Source organism: Micromonospora pallida, assembly GCF_900090325.1.
GTDB lineage: Bacteria > Actinomycetota > Actinomycetes > Mycobacteriales > Micromonosporaceae > Micromonospora > Micromonospora pallida.
In genome coordinates, this window is record NZ_FMHW01000002.1 from 5,818,213 (window position 1) to 5,834,856 (window position 16,644).

At 72.5% G+C, this 16,644-nt stretch carries 14 protein-coding genes; 5 read left to right on the forward strand and 9 right to left on the reverse strand.

The genetic code is table 11. The features are described from left to right. From GA0074692_RS24410 to GA0074692_RS24425, 4 genes are all read right to left on the reverse strand, one after another. Positions 1–630, reverse strand: a complete 630-nt coding sequence (locus tag GA0074692_RS24410; RefSeq protein WP_091654021.1) for a DUF4178 domain-containing protein — start codon at positions 628–630, stop codon at positions 1–3. Positions 631–716: 86 nt separating this feature from the next. After that, positions 717–1,655, reverse strand: a complete 939-nt coding sequence (locus GA0074692_RS34950; protein ID WP_176738563.1) for a hypothetical protein — start codon at positions 1,653–1,655, stop codon at positions 717–719. A gap of 130 nt (positions 1,656–1,785) precedes the next feature. Beyond that, the gene (gene clpB, locus GA0074692_RS24420) at positions 1,786–4,377 is read right to left on the reverse strand and encodes an ATP-dependent chaperone ClpB (protein ID WP_091647944.1); all 2,592 of its coding nucleotides are present in this window, start codon (positions 4,375–4,377) and stop codon (positions 1,786–1,788) included. Positions 4,378–4,476: 99 nt separating this feature from the next. Further along, on the reverse strand, positions 4,477–5,574 hold the full coding sequence (locus GA0074692_RS24425; RefSeq protein ID WP_141725396.1) for a beta propeller repeat protein: 1,098 nt from the start codon (positions 5,572–5,574) through the stop codon (positions 4,477–4,479). A 35-nt stretch (positions 5,575–5,609) separates the two neighbouring features. On the opposite strand from GA0074692_RS24425, the gene GA0074692_RS24430 reads away from it, so the two are divergent. From GA0074692_RS24430 to GA0074692_RS24440, 3 genes are all read left to right on the forward strand, one after another. After that, positions 5,610–6,110 (forward strand): cation:proton antiporter regulatory subunit, encoded by a 501-nt coding sequence (locus GA0074692_RS24430; RefSeq protein WP_091654023.1) that lies wholly within the window; start codon positions 5,610–5,612, stop codon positions 6,108–6,110. A gap of 7 nt (positions 6,111–6,117) precedes the next feature. Then, complete coding sequence (locus GA0074692_RS24435) at positions 6,118–7,323, forward strand: cation:proton antiporter (protein WP_091647949.1); 1,206 nt, start codon at positions 6,118–6,120, stop codon at positions 7,321–7,323. Positions 7,324–7,578: 255 nt separating this feature from the next. Next, positions 7,579–8,004: a hypothetical protein gene (locus GA0074692_RS24440; RefSeq protein WP_091647952.1), complete on the forward strand. Its 426-nt coding sequence runs from the start codon at positions 7,579–7,581 to the stop codon at positions 8,002–8,004. A gap of 155 nt (positions 8,005–8,159) precedes the next feature. On the opposite strand, the gene GA0074692_RS24445 is transcribed toward GA0074692_RS24440, so the two are convergent. The 5 genes from GA0074692_RS24445 to dnaK all read right to left on the reverse strand — a co-directional run bounded on the left by GA0074692_RS24445 (position 8,160) and on the right by dnaK (position 12,934). After that, entirely contained in the window at positions 8,160–8,474 is a 315-nt protein-coding gene (locus GA0074692_RS24445) for a hypothetical protein (protein WP_091647954.1), read from the reverse strand. A 157-nt stretch (positions 8,475–8,631) separates the two neighbouring features. Next, the gene (locus GA0074692_RS24450) at positions 8,632–9,066 is read right to left on the reverse strand and encodes a heat shock protein transcriptional repressor HspR (RefSeq protein ID WP_091647957.1); all 435 of its coding nucleotides are present in this window, start codon (positions 9,064–9,066) and stop codon (positions 8,632–8,634) included. 36 nt (positions 9,067–9,102) lie between these two features. Then, entirely contained in the window at positions 9,103–10,281 is a 1,179-nt protein-coding gene (dnaJ, locus tag GA0074692_RS24455) for a molecular chaperone DnaJ (protein ID WP_091647960.1), read from the reverse strand. A gap of 85 nt (positions 10,282–10,366) precedes the next feature. Further along, entirely contained in the window at positions 10,367–11,032 is a 666-nt protein-coding gene (grpE, locus tag GA0074692_RS24460; RefSeq protein ID WP_091647962.1) for a nucleotide exchange factor GrpE, read from the reverse strand. Between the two features lie 45 nt (positions 11,033–11,077). Continuing rightward, positions 11,078–12,934 (reverse strand): molecular chaperone DnaK, encoded by a 1,857-nt coding sequence (gene dnaK, locus GA0074692_RS24465; RefSeq protein ID WP_091647965.1) that lies wholly within the window; start codon positions 12,932–12,934, stop codon positions 11,078–11,080. A gap of 196 nt (positions 12,935–13,130) precedes the next feature. Here dnaK and GA0074692_RS24470 point away from each other — a divergent pair, with 196 nt between their 5' ends. Together GA0074692_RS24470 and GA0074692_RS24475 are read left to right on the forward strand one after the other, a co-directional pair. After that, positions 13,131–14,933, forward strand: a complete 1,803-nt coding sequence (locus GA0074692_RS24470; protein ID WP_091647967.1) for a GTPase domain-containing protein — start codon at positions 13,131–13,133, stop codon at positions 14,931–14,933. Continuing rightward, a complete protein-coding gene (locus GA0074692_RS24475) occupies positions 14,930–16,618 on the forward strand; it encodes a GTPase (protein ID WP_091647969.1) in 1,689 nt (562 codons plus the stop codon). Before GA0074692_RS24470 ends, GA0074692_RS24475 begins: the two co-directional genes overlap by 4 nt. The last annotated feature ends 26 nt before the right edge of the window (positions 16,619–16,644 follow it).

The window sequence follows — 16,644 nt, forward strand, 5'->3', positions numbered from 1 at the left end:
TCAGCCCACCTTCTCCGGCCCGCCCTGCGGGTAGATCATCACCTCGGGCCGGCGCAGTAGTTCGCCCCGGGCCACCTCCCAGTCGGCGTCGCCGTACTTCTCGAAGGAGAGCCGGGCCCCGCCGGACGCGGTGTAGTCGTGGTACCGGACGCTGCCGGTGGGGCCGAGCCCGGTGGTGCCGGTGGCGGTCCAGCGGGCCTGGCCGGACTCGTCGCTGCGGTAGCGGCGGCCGTCGAAGTCGACCGTGGGCGGGCCGGGGGTCACCGTGGCATCCGGCTCGGCGGTCCAGAGCACCAACTCCAGGTCCGGGTCCTCCTCGACGGAGAGCCAGCGCTTCGTGCCGTCCGCCGTGTCCAGCAGGTGCTCGTCCCAGCTCCAGCCGCCCTCGGTGAGGTGCAGCGAGCCGCGCACCGCGTACGTCACCTGTCGGATCTCGACCAGGTCGCCGGGACGCAGCCTGCGCGGGTCGCCGCGCAGCGCGTCCGCGTCGTGGTCGCGGAACGGGTCGGCGGCGGTCGGGGCGGACGGCTGCCGGCGGGACCGGCGCAGGGCGACGAGAACGACGACCACCCCGGCCACCCCGACAAGGCAGCCAAGGCCCGCTACCAGGTACGCCAGTGTCCCGCTCACCATCGCCCGCCTCCCACGATCACGTCGGCGCATGACGGTAACAACCCCACGCACCTGCGTCAGCAGCGGCTTTGTTGAGTGGTCGGTCAGCTACTGCCGGTTTCCGAAGAGTCGGCCGACGGCTCCTCGGGCTTCGGCGGCGGAGGCAGGTGTCGGGACGGGTCGGGGCAGATCATGTATCCCGGCGGAACGGCGTACACCGGCGCGGCGGGGTACCCGGGCGGCGGGACAGCGGGATATCCGGGCGGCGGGACAGCGGGATATCCGGCCGGCAGCGCGGTGGGGTACCCGGGCGGCGGCGCGGCGGGATATCCGGCAGGCAGGACGGGGTAGCCGGGCAGGACCGGGTAACCAGCCGCCGGGCCGTAGCCGGGCACGGGGACCGGGTACGACGGGCCGGCTGGCCGCTCGGTCTGCGGCGCGAAGTACCGGTTGGCCGGCGGCAGGGTCACCAGCAGCACCACCGCCACGTTGAGCGCGACAACGAGGAGTTGTACGCCCGTGGCACCCATACCGAGCAGGTCGCTGGTCAGGAACGCGTCGCCGTAGAGGGCCTCGGTGAACTCCGACTCGGTCCAGACCGGTTCACCGTCATCGGTCTCGCTCCAAGCGCCGTCCGGCGCGAAGGCGAAGGGGATGAACGCCAGACCCAGGCAGCTCCCCGCACCGCAACTGGTCAGCAGGTGCAGGCCACTTCCGACGTAGAGCAGCGTCCGGGCGACGGTGCCGCCGTTGCGGACCGGTCGGGCGGTCAGGGCGAGCCAGACCGCCAGGAACACCGCGGGCAGGGCGATCGTCACGGCCATGAACACGTTGCCGAACCGCTCGCCGGACACCTCGTCCGGATCGGCGTCTCGGACAGCCTCCGCCGCTCTGGTGATCTCGCCGTCGAACTGCACCGCCGCCGCCACCGCCAGCCCCACCAGGACGAGCAGCATCCCGACCGTGGCGAGCTGCAACCAGAAGGCGACGGTGACGGTGCGGGGCCGGGCCGGCCGTACCGGCTCGGCGTCGGGGAGGGTCATGGCTGGCAGGGTACGGGTGAGTGGCGAAGGCCCGCTGCCCCGTCCGAGCCACTCACAGATCAAGAGAATCGCGTCACCGAACCGGCTGGTCGGTGACGCGAGCTCTTGATCAACGGCGAACGGGAGAGGGTCAGGCGGGGGTGACGGTCAGGGCGTCCTTGGTGTCGGACAGGTCGACCTGGACGGTGTTGCCGTCGCGGATCTGGCCGGCCAGCAGGGCCTTGGCGAGCTGGTCGCCGATGGCGGACTGGACCAGGCGGCGCAGCGGACGGGCACCGTAGATCGGGTCGTACCCGTGCTCGGCGAGCCAGGCGCGGGCCGGTTCGGTGATGTCCAGGCCGAGGCGGCGGTCGGCGAGCCGCTTCCGCATCCGGCCGAGCTGGATGTCGACGATGGCCCGCAGGTCGTCGCCCTGGAGGGCGGCGAAGACCACGATGTCGTCCAGTCGGTTGAGGAACTCCGGCTTGAAGTGCGACCGGACCACCGCGAGTACGCCCTCCCGGCGCTGCTCCTCGGCCAGCATCAGGTCGCTGATCACCGCCGAACCCAGGTTCGAGGTGAGGATCAGGATGGCGTTGCGGAAGTCGACCGTACGACCCTGGCCGTCGGTGAGCCGGCCGTCGTCGAGCACCTGGAGCAGGATGTCGAAGACGTCCGGGTGGGCCTTCTCGACCTCGTCCAGCAGGATCACCGAGTACGGACGACGACGCACCGCCTCGGTGAGCTGGCCGCCTTCCTCGTAGCCGATGTAGCCGGGCGGGGCACCGACGAGCCGGGCGACGGAGTGCTTCTCGCCGTACTCGCTCATGTCGATGCGGACCATGGCCCGCTCGTCGTCGAAGAGGAACTCGGCGAGCGCCTTGGCCAGCTCGGTCTTGCCGACGCCGGTCGGGCCGAGGAAGAGGAAGCTGCCGGTGGGGCGGTCCGGGTCGGCGACCCCGGCGCGGGCGCGCCGGACCGCGTCGGAGACCGCGGCGACCGCCTCGGACTGGCCGACCACCCGGTCACCCAGTGACTCCTCCATCCGGAGCAGCTTGGCGGTCTCGCCCTCCAGCAGCCGGCCGGCCGGAATGCCCGTCCAGGAGGCGACCACGGCGGCGATGTCGTCCGCGCCGACCTCCTCCTTCAGCATCGCGCCGTCGGCCTGGAGTCGGGCCAGTTCCTCCTCCGCCCTGGCCAGGTCGACCTTGAGCGCGGGAATCCGGCCGTACCGGAGCTCGGCGGCGCGTTCCAGTTCGCCGTCGCGTTCGGCCCGCTCGGCCTCACCGCCGAGCCGTTCCAGCTCCTCCTTGGCGGTGGAGAGCTTGGTGATGTGGCCCTTCTCCAGCTTCCAGCGGTCGGAGAGGGCGGTGAGCTGCTCGCGCTTGTCGGCCAGTTCCTTACGTAGCCGTTCGAGGCGCTCGGCGGAGGCGGCGTCCGGCTCCTTGGCCAGCGCCATCTCCTCGATCTCCAGCCGGCGGACGGCCCGCTCGATCTCGTCCACCTCGACCGGCCGGGAGTCGATCTCCATCCGGAGCCGGGAGGCGGACTCGTCGACCAGGTCGATCGCCTTGTCCGGCAGGAACCGGTCGGTGATGTAGCGGTCCGACAGGGAGGCGGCGGCGACCAGGGCGGCGTCGGTGATCCGGACGCCGTGGTGCACCTCGTAGCGCTCCTTCAGGCCGCGCAGGATGCCGATGGTGTCCTCGATGGTCGGCTCGCCGACCAGCACCGGCTGGAAGCGGCGCTCCAGGGCCGGGTCCTTCTCGATGTGCTCGCGGTACTCGTCGAGGGTGGTCGCGCCGACCATCCGCAGCTCACCCCGGGCCAGCATCGGCTTGAGCATGTTGCCGGCGTCCATCGAGCCCTCGCCCTTGCCCGCGCCGACCACGGTGTGCAGCTCGTCGAGGAAGGTGATGACCTGGCCGTTGGAGTTCTTGATCTCCTCCAGGACGGACTTGAGCCGCTCCTCGAACTGGCCCCGGTACTGCGCCCCGGCGACCATCGCGCCGAGGTCGAGCGAGACGAGCTTCTTGTCCCGCAGCGACTCGGGCACGTCCCCGGCGACGATCCGCTGGGCCAGGCCCTCGACGATGGCGGTCTTGCCGACACCGGGCTCGCCGATCAGCACCGGGTTGTTCTTGGTACGCCTCGACAGCACCTGGATCACCCGGCGGATCTCGGAGTCCCGACCGATCACCGGGTCGATCTTGCCGTCGCGGGCGCTGGCGGTGAGGTCGACGCCGTACTTCTCCAGGGCCTGGTAGCTCTGCTCCGGGTCGGCGGTGGTGACCCGCCGGTCTCCGCCCCGGATCGTCGGGAAGGCGGCGACCAGGTTCTCCTCGGTGGCCCCGGCCGACTTCAGCGCACCGGCCACCGCGCCGCCGACCCGGGCCAGGCCGGCGAGCAGGTGCTCGGTGGAGGTGTACTCGTCGCCCAACGGCCGGGCGATCTGCTCGGCCGCCCCGATGGCGTTGACGAACTCCCGGGACAGGCTCGGCTCGGCGATGCTGGAGCCGCGCGCGGCGGGCAGGGCGTCGATCGCGCGTACCGTGACCCGGCGCAGCTCGACCGGGTCGGACCCGGCGGCGCGCAGCAGGCCGGCGGCGGTGGAGCCGGCGGTGTCCAGCAGTGACAGCAGCAGGTGCCAGGGTTCGACGGTGGCGTGCCCGCGCTGGTTGGCGAGGGCGACGGCACCGGTGATGACCTCGCGGCTCTTGGTGGTGAGGCGTTCCGTGTTCATGGGCTCCCCCGGAATCGGCGTGTCCACTAGGACAGACACAACCAGAGTTGAGCCTATTCCACTCAACTTCCACGGTGTGAGCCGAGTCACACGTCCGCGTCAGTCCTGGTCGATGACGACCCTGATCCAGCGCGGCTCGCCGAAGGGGAAGCCGTTGGCCAGGACGACATGTCCCAGCCCGCGGGCGAAGAGCGTGCTGTCGGTCAGCATCGTGAGGTAGTCCTCCTGCGCGAGCGGCCACGCCATCCGGTGGTACCGGTCGTTGGTCACCATCCCGGCCCCGCCCGCTCCGGTTACCACCACCATGCCCATGCCGACCGGGAGCATCGACGAGATCCGCTCCGGCCGGTTCTCGGGATCCACCAGCTTCCAGCCCTGGCCCCCCTGCCGCCACAACGCCGGGAAGGACATCCGGTCCAGGCGTTCCCCGATCAACCACGCCTCGCCCGTCACGTCAATCACCGCGCGGAGCACGCTCACCTCGCCGTCGGGCGGGGACACCGCCAGCCGAAACCAGCGCCGACCCCCGTCGGGCGACATCGCGGCGGACGGCCGACCCTCGTGCACTCCGGCCACGACGATCCGCTCGTCCCGCGAGGCGACGGTGTTGATCCCGAGTACGTCCGGCTGAGTGACCAGCGGACGCAGCCGGCGGCCGTCCCACTCGGCGACTTTCCCGGTGCCCTCGACGACCTGGAACCGACCCTGTGCCCCGACCCAGGCCGGGGGCACGGAGCGGGAGTGCGTGAAGGTGGCGCCGCCGTCGGTCGAGGTGTACCAGCCGTGCGGTTCGCTGAGCAGGACGAGGAGGTTGGGGGCGGTGTAGAGCTGCTGGTTGGTGGCGCTCGGGCGGGGGTGCCGCAGGTTCCGCCAGGACCGACCACCGTCGGCGGTGCCGTAGAGCAGGGCCGGGCAGGCGGGGTCCGGCGGCCTCCCGTCGCAGGCGGCGAAGAGGGCATAGCCGTGCTGCGCGTCGGTGAACTCGACGTGCGGCTGGTCGTACCGCTCGCCGACGGCGATCCGCACCCGGCGTACCTCGTCGAAGGCCGCCGGTGTGGGGGCCAGCGCCGCGGTCGCCACCCCGGCCGACGGGGTCGGTGCGACTGGCGGACGCCGCCGGACGTCACCGATCGAGCACCCTGCCAACACGGGGACGAGCAGCAGAGTGACCAGTGACCGAGAAGCTCGCCTGCTCATGGTCCTCCTTGACCTCGGTGACGTACCGTGGCGCGGTGCGAGTACGTGTCGAACAGACTGCCCTACCGGGAATTGGCGTACGTCACGACATGGTGACGGAATCCGGACGCCGACTTGGCGTGGTGTCCCACCGCAACGGCCGGCGGGACCTTGTCCTATATGACCCAGATGATCCAGATTCCTGCCAGCACGACATACCCCTGACCGACGACGAGGCGGAGGCGCTGGCCGACATCCTCGGCGCGTCGCTGATGCTCGGTCAGCTCACCGGGCTGCGCGACCAGGCCGCCGGGCTGCTCACCGAGCAGATCGCGATCCCGGCCGGCTCGAAGTACGTCAACCGCCGACTCGGCGACACCAAGACGAGGACCCGCACCAGCGCCTCCATCGTCGCCGTCCTGCGTGAGGGCGAGGTGTTCGCCTCGCCGGGCCCCACCTTCCGCTTCGCGGCCGGTGACGTGGTGGTCGTGGTCGGCACCCGCAAGGGGCTCGACGGTGTCACAGCCATCCTGGCCGACAGCGACCCGGACGGCTGAGGCGCGGATGCACGACTTCACCACACTGCTCATCGAGGTTGGCGCGCTGCTGTTCCTGCTCGGCCTCCTCGGCCGGCTCAGCCGCCGGATCGGCCTGTCCCCCATCCCGCTCTACCTGCTCGCCGGCCTCGCCGTCGGACACGGCGGCATCCTGGACATGCACGCCAGCGAGGAGTTCTTCGCCGTCGGCGCGGAGATCGGCGTCATCCTCCTGTTGGTCATGCTCGGCCTGGAGTACTCGGCAAACGAGCTCGTCGGCAACCTGCGCTCGGCCGCCCCGGCCGGTCTGATCGACGCCCTCCTCAACGCGCTGCCCGGCGCGGCCTTCGCCCTGCTGCTCGGCTGGGACTGGATCGCCGCGGTGGTGCTCGCCGGCATCACCTGGGTCTCCTCGTCCGGGGTGATCGCCAAGGTCCTGGCCGACCTGGGCCGGGTGGGTAACCGGGAGACACCGGTGATCCTCTCCGTGCTGGTCATCGAGGACCTGGCCATGGCGCTCTACTTGCCGCTGGTCACCGCGCTGCTGGCCGGGGTCGGGCTGCTCGGCGGCGGGATCGCCCTGGCCGTCGCGGTCGGGACGGTACTGCTGGTCCTGGTCGTCGCGATCCGGTACGGCCACCTCATCTCCACCGCGATGTCCGCCAAGGACCCGGAGGCGCTGCTGCTCGGGGTGCTCGGGATGACCCTGCTGGTGGCCGGCGTCGCGGCCAAGCTCCAGGTGTCGGCCGCGGTCGGCGCGTTCCTGGTCGGCATCGCGCTCTCCGGTCCGGTGGCACACCACGCCACCGAACTGCTCACCCCATTGCGGGACCTCTTCGCCGCGGTCTTCTTCGTCTTCTTCGGCCTGGTCACCGATCCCCGGGACATCCCGCCCGTCCTGCTGCCGGCGCTCGCCCTGGCCGTGGTCACGATGGGGACGAAGACCCTCACCGGCTACCTGGCCGCCCGCCGGGCCGGCATCGCCGAGCCCGGTCGCTGGCGGGCCGGGTTGGCCCTGGTCCCCCGAGGCGAGTTCTCCATCGTCATCGCCGGGCTGGCCGTGGCCAGTGGTCAAGTCGCACCGGGGCTGGCCGCGCTCGCCACCGCGTACGTGCTGATCACGGTGGTGACCGGCCCAATGCTGGCCCGCCTGCCGGATTTCGCCTGGTTCAAGCAGTGGTTGCGGCGTCGGGCAGCGGCCCGCCCGCTCGAACCGCTCCCGAGCCCGGACTGAGCGACCCGCGCCGGGTCGGTTCGCCCGTACGGGTGAGCCGGCCCGGCCGAGAGTCCCCTCGCCGCGCCGGTCGGCACGTAAGCCAATCGGCCCGCCGGCCGGTCGATCAGTCGGCACGTCGGCACGTCGGCCATGAATCGTGCCACCGAGGTCTTCCGCCGCCGAGCGGGGCCGCGCTACCGTTTCGCCCCAGCACACCAGGTTCCCGCGGACATCCGGTACGCCCCGCGGGCCCGAGCGGAAGGCTGCCGGTAGGTGCCCGAGTCGACGTTCCACGGCTTCGCCAACCCCGTCGACCCGTCCCCGACAGAGCTACGGGCGTGGGCGTACCAGCCGGACTCGGTGCCGCTGGCGTCGATGCCACCGGACTGGGACCTGCTCGTCTCCGGTGACCACCTGGTGTCGACCCTGTTCGAGCTGGCGATGGACCCGGCCTGCCCGGCCCGTCGGTTCGCCCTGCACTGCCTCTACATCTACGCCGCAGACGGCATCCGCACGCAGTTCCGCGCCCACCCGAAACGTCGGCTGCGCAAACTGGTCGAGCAGGCCGAACTGACCGGCGACCACCCGGTCCGGACCTGGGCCTACAACACCCGGGTGCTCATGGACCGGCCCGGCCTCTTCGACTACCACGACTGGTGCGAGGGCGGGCTGGTCCGGGAGAACCGCCGGATCGGCTGACCGGGGTCCACGCCCGGACCGTCCTGGTCTGGCGTTCACGCCCTAACCGTCCTGGCTCGGCGTCTGAACTCTGACCGATCCGGTTCGGCGTCCGCGCCCGGACCGGTCCAGCCTGGGGGACGGGCCGGGAGCCCCCGTGGATCCCGGCCCGTGGCTCATCGACGTTCGTTGCGGCGGCTCTTCGCGCCCGGCCCCGACGGTGCCGCCCGGTCTGGCCCGGGCCGCCGGGCCGCCTCGGCAGCGCCCTGCCCGGTGGGCCGCCCTCTGGTGGCCCGTCCCGGGCCGGGCCGCGCTTCGTCGGCGCGGTCGCCGGTGTTCCGGGCGGTGGGGACGGGTTCGACAGCGACCGGTCGGGGCCGGCTGGCGTACCGGGTTCCGGTGATCGCGTCGAACTTCTTCCGCACCGTGTCCGCTAGCCGGTCCAGCTGCTCCTCCGCCTGCTGGGCCACCTTGCTCGCCGGTTCCGCCATGACTTCCCCTCCCGCCCACGGCAGGTCCGACGAGATGCGGGCGGACCCTGTCTCCCACTGAGGCTAGCCACCGGCCTCGCCTCTGGGGCGGTGATCAAGAAGTTCGCGTCAGAAACCGGCGTGCCGGCTGACGCGAACTTCTCGATCGCGCGGAAAGTCAGGAGGTGCGACGGGGGCGCCAGACGACCAGCGCGGTGGAGGTGCGTCGGGTCGGGACGATGTCCCGACCCGGGAAGCGGGCCATCGCCTCCAGTTCGGCGATCCGCCGGTGGGCGGCGTCCAGCTCCGCCTCCATCTCGGCGAGCCGGGCCTGGGCCTGCTCCAAGAGCTGCTCCAGGCCGATGATCCGCTTGATGCCGGCGAGGTTCACCCCGTCGTCCTGGCTGAGCCGCTGCACCTCGCGCAGCAGCACCACGTCCCGGACGCTGTAGCGGCGACCGCCGCCGGCCGCCCGTCCCGGCTGCACCAGCCCGAGCCGGTCGTACTGCCGCAACGTCTGCGGATGCATCCCCGCCATCCGCGCCGCGACCGAGATCATCAGTACCTTGGCGTCGTAGGCAGGGTCACCCGAGCCGACGAACCCGTCCGCCATCCCGCTCACCTCCGCGTGTACTCCACCGTGCAACCGCTATCCCACTCGACGCACCCGGGCGTCAAGATGTTCCCGCGCCGCTGAGGGGGTGTGGGCCGCGAACGTCTCGAGTGCCGCACGGGCCTCGTCGGAGAGCCGGGCCGGGACCACCACGTCCAGGGTGACCAGCAGGTCACCGGCCTGCCCGTCGCGGCGGACAACGCCCTTGCCCCGGGCCCGCAGGACCCGGCCGCTGGGCGTGCCCGGCGGCACCCGCAGGGTCACCGCGCTGTCCAGAGTTGGCACCCGCAGGTCGGTGCCGAGCGTCGCCTCCGCGAAGGTGATCGGCACGGTCAGGGTCAGATCGTCCCCGGCCCGCCCGAACAGCTCGTCGGGACGTACCTTCACCTGCACGAAGAGGTCGCCCGCCGGGCCGCCGCGCTCGCCCGGCTCGCCCCGGCCGGCCAGCCGGATCTTCTGGCCGTCGGCGACCCCGGCGGGGAAACGGACGTTGAGGGTACGGGTCTTGGTGACCCCGCCGGTGCCCCGGCACTCGGGGCACTTCTCCTCGACGATCGTGCCGACGCCCTGACAGTTGCGGCACGGTTCGGCGAAACTGAACGACCCCTGGTTGCGGGTCACCATGCCGGAGCCGTGGCACTGGGCACAGGTCACCGGTCGGGTGCCGGGCTTGGCCCCGTCCCCGTGGCAGGTGTCGCAGACCCCGGGGGCGCGCAGGGTCAGCGGGAGGGTGACGCCGCGGACCGCGTCCTCGAAGTCCAGCGCGACCTCCGTCTCGACGTCCCGGCCCCGGGCCGGGCCACGTGGCCGAGCTGGACCACCGCCACCGCCACCGCCGAACATCGAGCCGAACAGGTCGGAGAAGTTGCCGCCGGCGAACCGACCGCCGCCCGCGCTGCCGCCGCCGAACAGGTCGGAGACGTCGAACGGCGCACCGCCGCCGCCAGTGCCCCGGGCGTTACGCCGGAAGGCGCCCGACCCGAACAGCGTGCGCATCTCGTCGTACTCGCGGCGACGCTTGTCGTCGGAGAGCACGTTGTACGCCTCGGAGGCCGCCTTGAACCGCTCCTCCGCCTTCGGGTCGTCCGGGTTGTGGTCGGGGTGGGACTCCCGCGCCAGTTTCCGGTACGCCTTCTTGATGTCGTCCGAGGAGGCGGACTTGTCCACGCCGAGCACGGCGTAGTAGTCCTTCTCCAGCCAGTCCTTGGAACTCACCGGTCCACCCCCTTCCACCCGACGTGCACCGGGCCTCCCGCCCACCGGTACGTGGTGGACGGGAGGACCCGGTCACGGTTGTGCACTATTCCGGATCGGCAACCGCGACCATCGCGGGCCGCAGCAGGCGCTCGCCGAGCTGGTAGCCCCGGCGCATGACCTGGACGCAGGTCGGCTCGCTGACCTCGGCCGAGGTCTGGTGGGCGACCGCCTCGTGCCGGGTCGGGTCGAAGGGGTCGCCCTGCTCGCCGAAGGCGGTGAGGCCGAACTTGCCCAGGGCCGTGGTGAGCTGCTCGGCCACCGTGCCGAACGGGCCCACCAGGTCGCCATGCTCGCGCGCCCGGTCGAGGTCGTCGAGGATCGGCAGCAGCGCGGTGAGCACCGCGCCGGTCGCCTGCTCGCCGACCAGGGCCCGGTCCCGCTCGACCCGCTTGCGGTAGTTGGCGTACTCGGCCGAGACGCGTTGCAGGTCCTTGGTGCGTTCGTCCAGTTCCGCCCGGAGCGCCTCCAGTTCGGCTCCGAGCGGGGCGGCCGGCGCGGCCTCGGCCGGCTTGGCCGGGGCGTCCACCACCGGCGCGCCGTCGGTCTCGGTGACGGTCGACTCGACCTCGTCGACCACCACCTCGGCCTCCTCGACCAGGCCGGCGGCGGACTCGGGTCCGCCTCCGGTGGAGTCGGCCGGCGTCCCGGAGTCACCCGGCACCGAGTCCGGGGTTTCCTCCGACCCCTCGGCGCGTGGCTTGTCCGTCATGCGGCTACCTCGATCCTCTGCCGTGGTTCGTGACAGGGTGGGATGTCACTTCTTCCCGTCCTCGTCGACGATCTCGGCGTCGACCACGTCGTCCGCACCGCCCTTGGCGCCGCCCTGCGGGCCACCGGCGGCACCGGCCGCGCCGGGCTGCTCGCCCTGCTCGGTCTGCTGCTGAGCGTAGAGCAGCGAACCGGCCTGCTGGGAGACCTGCGCGAGCCGCTCGTGGGCCGACTTGATCTTCTCGATGTCCTGGCCACCGAGGGCGCCGCGCAGCTCACCGAGCGCCTCGTTGATCTGGTCGCGGTTCTCGCCGGGCAGCTTGTCGCCGCTCTCGGCGAGGAACTTCTCGGTCTGCCACTGGAGCGCCTCGGCCACGTTGCGGGTCTCGGCATCCTCGCGGCGGCGCTTGTCCTCCTCCGCGTGGTCCTCGGCGTCCCGGCGCATCCGCTCGATGTCATCCTTCGGCAGCGAGGAGCCGCCGGTGATGGTCATCTTCTGTTCCTTACCGGTGCCCAGGTCCTTGGCGTGCACGTTCACGATGCCGTTGGCGTCGATGTCGAAGGTGACCTCGACCTGCGGCACGCCGCGCGGCGCGGGCGGAAGGCCGGTCAGCTCGAAGGTGCCGAGCTTCTTGTTGTAGGCCGCGATCTCCCGCTCGCCCTGGAAGACCTGGATGAGCACGGACGGCTGGTTGTCGTCGGCGGTGGTGAACACCTCGGACCGCTTGGTCGGGATGGTGGTGTTCCGCTCGATCAGCTTGGTGAAGATGCCGCCCTTGGTCTCGATGCCCAGGCTCAGCGGGGTCACGTCGAGCAGCAGGACGTCCTTGACCTCGCCCTTGAGCACGCCGGCCTGCAGGGCCGCGCCGACCGCGACGACCTCGTCCGGGTTGACGCCCTTGTTGGGGTCCCGGCCGGTGAGCTGCTTGACCAGGTCGGTCACCGCCGGCATCCGGGTGGAGCCACCGACCAGGATCACGTGGTCGACGTCGGCGACCTTGATCCCGGCGTCCTTGACAGCCTGCTCGAACGGGCCCTTGCAGCGGTCCAGCAGGTCCTGCGTCATCCGCTGGAACTCGGCGCGGCTGAGCGTCACGTCCAAGTGCAGCGGGCCGGCCGAGCCGGCGGTGATGTACGGCAGGTTGATGTTGGTGTTGGTGGCGGCGGACAGCTCGATCTTGGCCTTCTCGGCGGCCTCACGCAGCCGCTGGAGGGCCATCTTGTCCTGGGCGAGGTCGATGCCGTGCTCGCCCCGGAAGGTCTTCACCAGGTGATCGATGATCCGCTGGTCCCAGTCGTCGCCACCGAGCTGGTTGTCACCGCTGGTGGACTTGACCTCGACGACGCCCTCGGCCAACTCCAGCAGGGAGACGTCGAAGGTGCCACCACCGAGGTCGAAGACCAGGACGGTCTGCTCCTTGGAGCCCTTGTCCAGCCCGTACGCCAGGGCGGCGGCGGTCGGCTCGTTCACGATCCGCAGCACGTTGAAGCCGGCGATCTCACCGGCCTCCTTGGTGGCCTGGCGCTGGCCGTCGTTGAAGTACGCCGGGACGGTGATCACCGCGTCGGTGATCTGCTCGCCCAGGTACGCCTCGGCGTCCCGCTTGAGCTTCATCAGCGTCCGGGCCGAGATCTCCTGCGGGGTGTACTTCTTGCCGTCGATGTCGACGGTCCAGTTGGTGCCGATCTCCCGCTTGACCGACCGGATGGTCCGGTCCGGGTTGGTCACCGCCTGGCGCTTGGCGACCTCACCGACGAGCACCTCGCCGTTGCGGGCGAACGCGACGATCGACGGGGTCGTACGCGAGCCCTCAGCGTTCGCGATGACGGTGGGCTCACCGCCCTCGAGAACGCTGACGCAGGAGTTCGTCGTGCCGAGGTCGATACCGACCGCACGTGCCATCTTTGCTTCCTCGCTTCGTGACGTTGAGCAGGTGACGGGCGCCGCCCGGAGAGCACCCACCGCAAGTTGAGTGGACTTGACTCAATACTGCCATGCTCGCTCTGATCGTCAAATCGGGGTTGAGCCGACCAGACGCAACTTGCAACACAGGGACCCGCTGTTGTCTTCCCTTGCCCCGGTCGGGCACGCTTTAGCGGTGACGACGCACGGCGAATCGGCCACCCACTCCGGCGCGCCCGCCGTCGCCGCCCGCAGCGAGCCAGCCACCGCCGCGGAGGATCCGTCCGGCACACCCCGGACCGACCTGCCGGCCGCGCTCGCCGGCCTGCGCGCCGCGACCGCAGCCGCCCGGTTCCCGCTCGAGCTGCCCTCCGCCGAGCCGGCCCGGCGCAACGCCGCCGCCCTCACCGACCAGCTCGACGACTACCTGCTGCCCCGGCTCGCCCGCCTCGACGCCCCGCTGTTGGTGGTGGTCGGCGGTTCCACCGGCGCGGGCAAGTCGACCCTGGTAAACAGCCTGGTCCAGGCCCGGGTGAGCGCCGCCGGGGTGCTCCGGCCCACCACCCGGTCCCCGGTGCTGGTGTGCAACCCGACCGACTCGGTCTGGTTCCGCCAGGGCGAGCTGCTGCCCGGCCTGACCCGGACCAGCGAGCCCAGCGAGGACCCGCGCACCCTGCAACTGGTCACCGCGCCCGCGCTCCCGTCCGGGCTGGCCTTCCTCGACGCCCCGGACATCGACTCCGTGGTCGACGCCAACCGGGCGCTGGCCGGGCAGCTCCTCGCCGCCGCCGACCTCTGGCTCTTCGTCACCACCGCCGCCCGGTACGCCGACGCCGTCCCCTGGGAACTGCTGCACAACGCGCGGGCCCGGGGCGCGGCCATCGCCCTCGTCCTGGACCGGGTGCCACCGGAGGCCACCGAGGAGGTCTCCGCGCACCTCGCCGAGATGCTCGCCACCCACGATCTCGGCGCGGCTCCGCTCTTCGTCCTGCCGGAGACGCAGGTCGACGGCCAGGGGCTGTTGCCCGAGCGGGTGACCGCCCCGCTGGGCGAGTGGTTCGCCCGGCTCGCCGCCGACGCCGAGGCCAGGGCCGCCGTGGTCCGGCAGACCCTGGACGGCGCGCTGGCCGCGCTCGCCCCGATCACCGAGACGCTCGCCGAGGCCGCCGACGAGCAGGCCACCGCCGCCGACGCGCTCGACGACCGGGTCCGGGCCGCGTACCGCGGCGCTCGGCGTACCGTCGAGCAGGGCCTCTCCGACGGTCGGCTGCTCCGGGGCGAGGTGCTGGCCCGCTGGCAGGAGTTCGTCGGCACGGGTGAGTTCTTCCGCACCCTGGAGGCGCGGATCGGCCGGCTCCGCGACCGGCTCGTGGCGACGGTAACCGGGCGTCCGGCCCCCGCCAGCGAGCTGCGCGTCGCCATCGAGTCCCAACTGGTCACCCTGCTGCGCGGGGTGGCCGCCGAGGCGGCCGAGAACGCGTACACCGGGTGGCGGGCCCACCCGGCCGGCGCGGCGCTGCTCGAACCGGAGCTGGCGCACCCCTCCGCCGACCTGCCGGACCGCGCCGAACGGCTGGTCCGCGACTGGCAGCGGGGCGTGTTGGAACTGGTCCGCGCCGAGGGCGGTGACAAACGCTTCGTGGCCCGGACGGCGGCGTACGCGGTCAACGCCACCGGCCTCGCCGTGATGATCGCCGTGTTCGCCTCGACCGCCTTCGTGCCGACCGGACTGGAGGTCGCCACCGGGGCGGGCACCACCGTCGCCGCGCAGGCCGTGCTCCAGGCGATCTTCGGTGACCAGGCGGTCCGCAGTCTCGCCCGGCGAGCCCGGGGTGACCTGCTGGAACGGATCGACGTCCTGCTGGACGAGGAGGCCGACCGGTACCTCGCCCGTACCGCGTCGGTCCGTCCGGAGGCGGACACCGCCGCCGGCCTGCGGGCCGCCGCCGGCCGGGTGGCCGAGGCCCGGGAACACGCCGATCTGGACGTGGCCCGGTGACCGGGATCGTCGGCCGGCTGCGGGAGGCGTTCCGGGGCGGGCAGCGGGTCGACCCGGACGATCTGATCGCCCGCCTGGACGCGGTCCGCCGATTCCTCGCCGCGGTGGACGGTCACCTCCCCGACGAGCGGCTCGTCCCGGCGCACACGCTGGTCGAGCGGGCCGGCACCCGGCTCTCCCTCTCCCGGGACCACACCGTCGTCGCCCTGGCCGGGGCGACCGGCAGCGGCAAGTCCAGCCTGTTCAACGCGCTCGCCCGGCTCGAACTCTCCCCGGTCGGGGTACGCCGACCGACGACCGGCGTGGCGCACGCCTGCGTGTGGGGGCCACTGGACGGCGCGACCCGGCTGCTCGACTGGATCGGGGTGCTGCCCCGGCACCGGTTCATCCGGGAGAGCGCCCTGGACGGCGACGACGAGTCCGCCCTGCACGGGCTGGTCCTGCTCGACCTGCCTGACTTCGACTCGGTGCAGCACGCCCACCGGCTGGAGGTGGACCGGTTGCTCGGCCTGGTCGACCTGGTCATCTGGGTGGTCGACCCGCAGAAGTACGCCGATCGGCTGGTGCACACCGCCTACCTGCGCGAGTTCCACCGGCACCGGGACGTCACCCTGGTCGTGCTCAACCAGGCCGACCGGCTGCCTCCGGCCGAGGTGCCCCGGGTCCTCGACGACCTGTGCCGCCTGCTCGACGCCGACGGGCTGACCGGGGTGCCGCTGCTCGCCACCACCGCCGTGGACCCGGCCGGCACCACCGAACTGCGGGCCAGCCTGGAGGACACGGTCGCCGAACGGCAGGCGGTCCTGCGGCGGCTGTCCGGCGACATCGACACCGTCGTGGCACGCCTGGCCGACCTGGTCGGCCCGGAGCCGGCCAGCACCCGACCGGACGCCGCCGGCGCCCGCGCCCTGACCGACGCGCTCGCCGGGACGGCCGGGGTGCCGGCGGTGGCCACGGCGGTCGAGCAGGCGTACCGGCACCGGGCGGCGGGCGCCACCGGCTGGCCGCTGGTCCGGAGCTGGCGTCGGCTGCGACCAGACCCGCTGCGCCGGCTGCATCTGCCCGGCACGGGCAGCCCGACCGACGAGCCGGCGGAGCAGCCGGTCGCCGCGACCTCCGTACCCGATCCCACCGCCGCCCAGCGCTCGGCGTTGGGGCTGGCCGTCCGGGCGGTGTCCGAGCAGGCCGCGTCCGACCTGCCGGCACCGTGGCCGACAGCGGTCACCGGCGCGGCGCGGTCCCGCCTCGGCGACGTACCGGACGCGCTGGACCAGGCGGTCACCGGCACCGACCTCGGCGTGCCGGAGCGACCGTGGTGGTGGCGGCTGGTCGGCGGGGTCCAGTGGCTGGTCACCCTCGCCGCCCTCGGCGGGCTGGCCTGGCTGCTGCTCGGGTACGCGCTACGTGTCCTCGGCCTGCCCGACCCGGACGAACCGATGGTCGGTGCGGTGCCGCTGCCGACGCTGCTGCTGGTCGGCGGGCTGCTCGCCGGCCTGCTGGTCGCGGCGGTGACCCGGCCGGTCGTCGGCTGGGCGGCGCGCCGGGCCCGGCACCGCGCGGAGGGCCGGCTCACCGCCGCGGTGGCGGGCGTCGGTGAGGAGTACGTGCTGACCCCGGTCCGCGCGGTGCTCACCGCCTACGCCGACGCGCGGGACGCGCTGCGGTCGGCGGCCGGAGAGAAGTGATCCCGACCACCGGGAGAAAGGTGACC

Coding starts and splice junctions, on each gene's coding strand:
- grpE (WP_091647962.1), bottom strand. CDS start 11,032: ATGACGGACAAGCCACGCGCCGAGGGGTCGGAGGAAACCCCGGACTCG.
- GA0074692_RS24450 (WP_091647957.1), bottom strand. CDS start 9,066: ATGGCGGACGGGTTCGTCGGCTCGGGTGACCCTGCCTACGACGCCAAG.
- clpB (WP_091647944.1), bottom strand. CDS start 4,377: ATGAACACGGAACGCCTCACCACCAAGAGCCGCGAGGTCATCACCGGT.
- GA0074692_RS24435 (WP_091647949.1), top strand. CDS start 6,118: ATGCACGACTTCACCACACTGCTCATCGAGGTTGGCGCGCTGCTGTTC.
- dnaK (WP_091647965.1), bottom strand. CDS start 12,934: ATGGCACGTGCGGTCGGTATCGACCTCGGCACGACGAACTCCTGCGTC.
- GA0074692_RS34950 (WP_176738563.1), bottom strand. CDS start 1,655: ATGACCCTCCCCGACGCCGAGCCGGTACGGCCGGCCCGGCCCCGCACC.
- GA0074692_RS24425 (WP_141725396.1), bottom strand. CDS start 5,574: ATGAGCAGGCGAGCTTCTCGGTCACTGGTCACTCTGCTGCTCGTCCCC.
- GA0074692_RS24445 (WP_091647954.1), bottom strand. CDS start 8,474: ATGGCGGAACCGGCGAGCAAGGTGGCCCAGCAGGCGGAGGAGCAGCTG.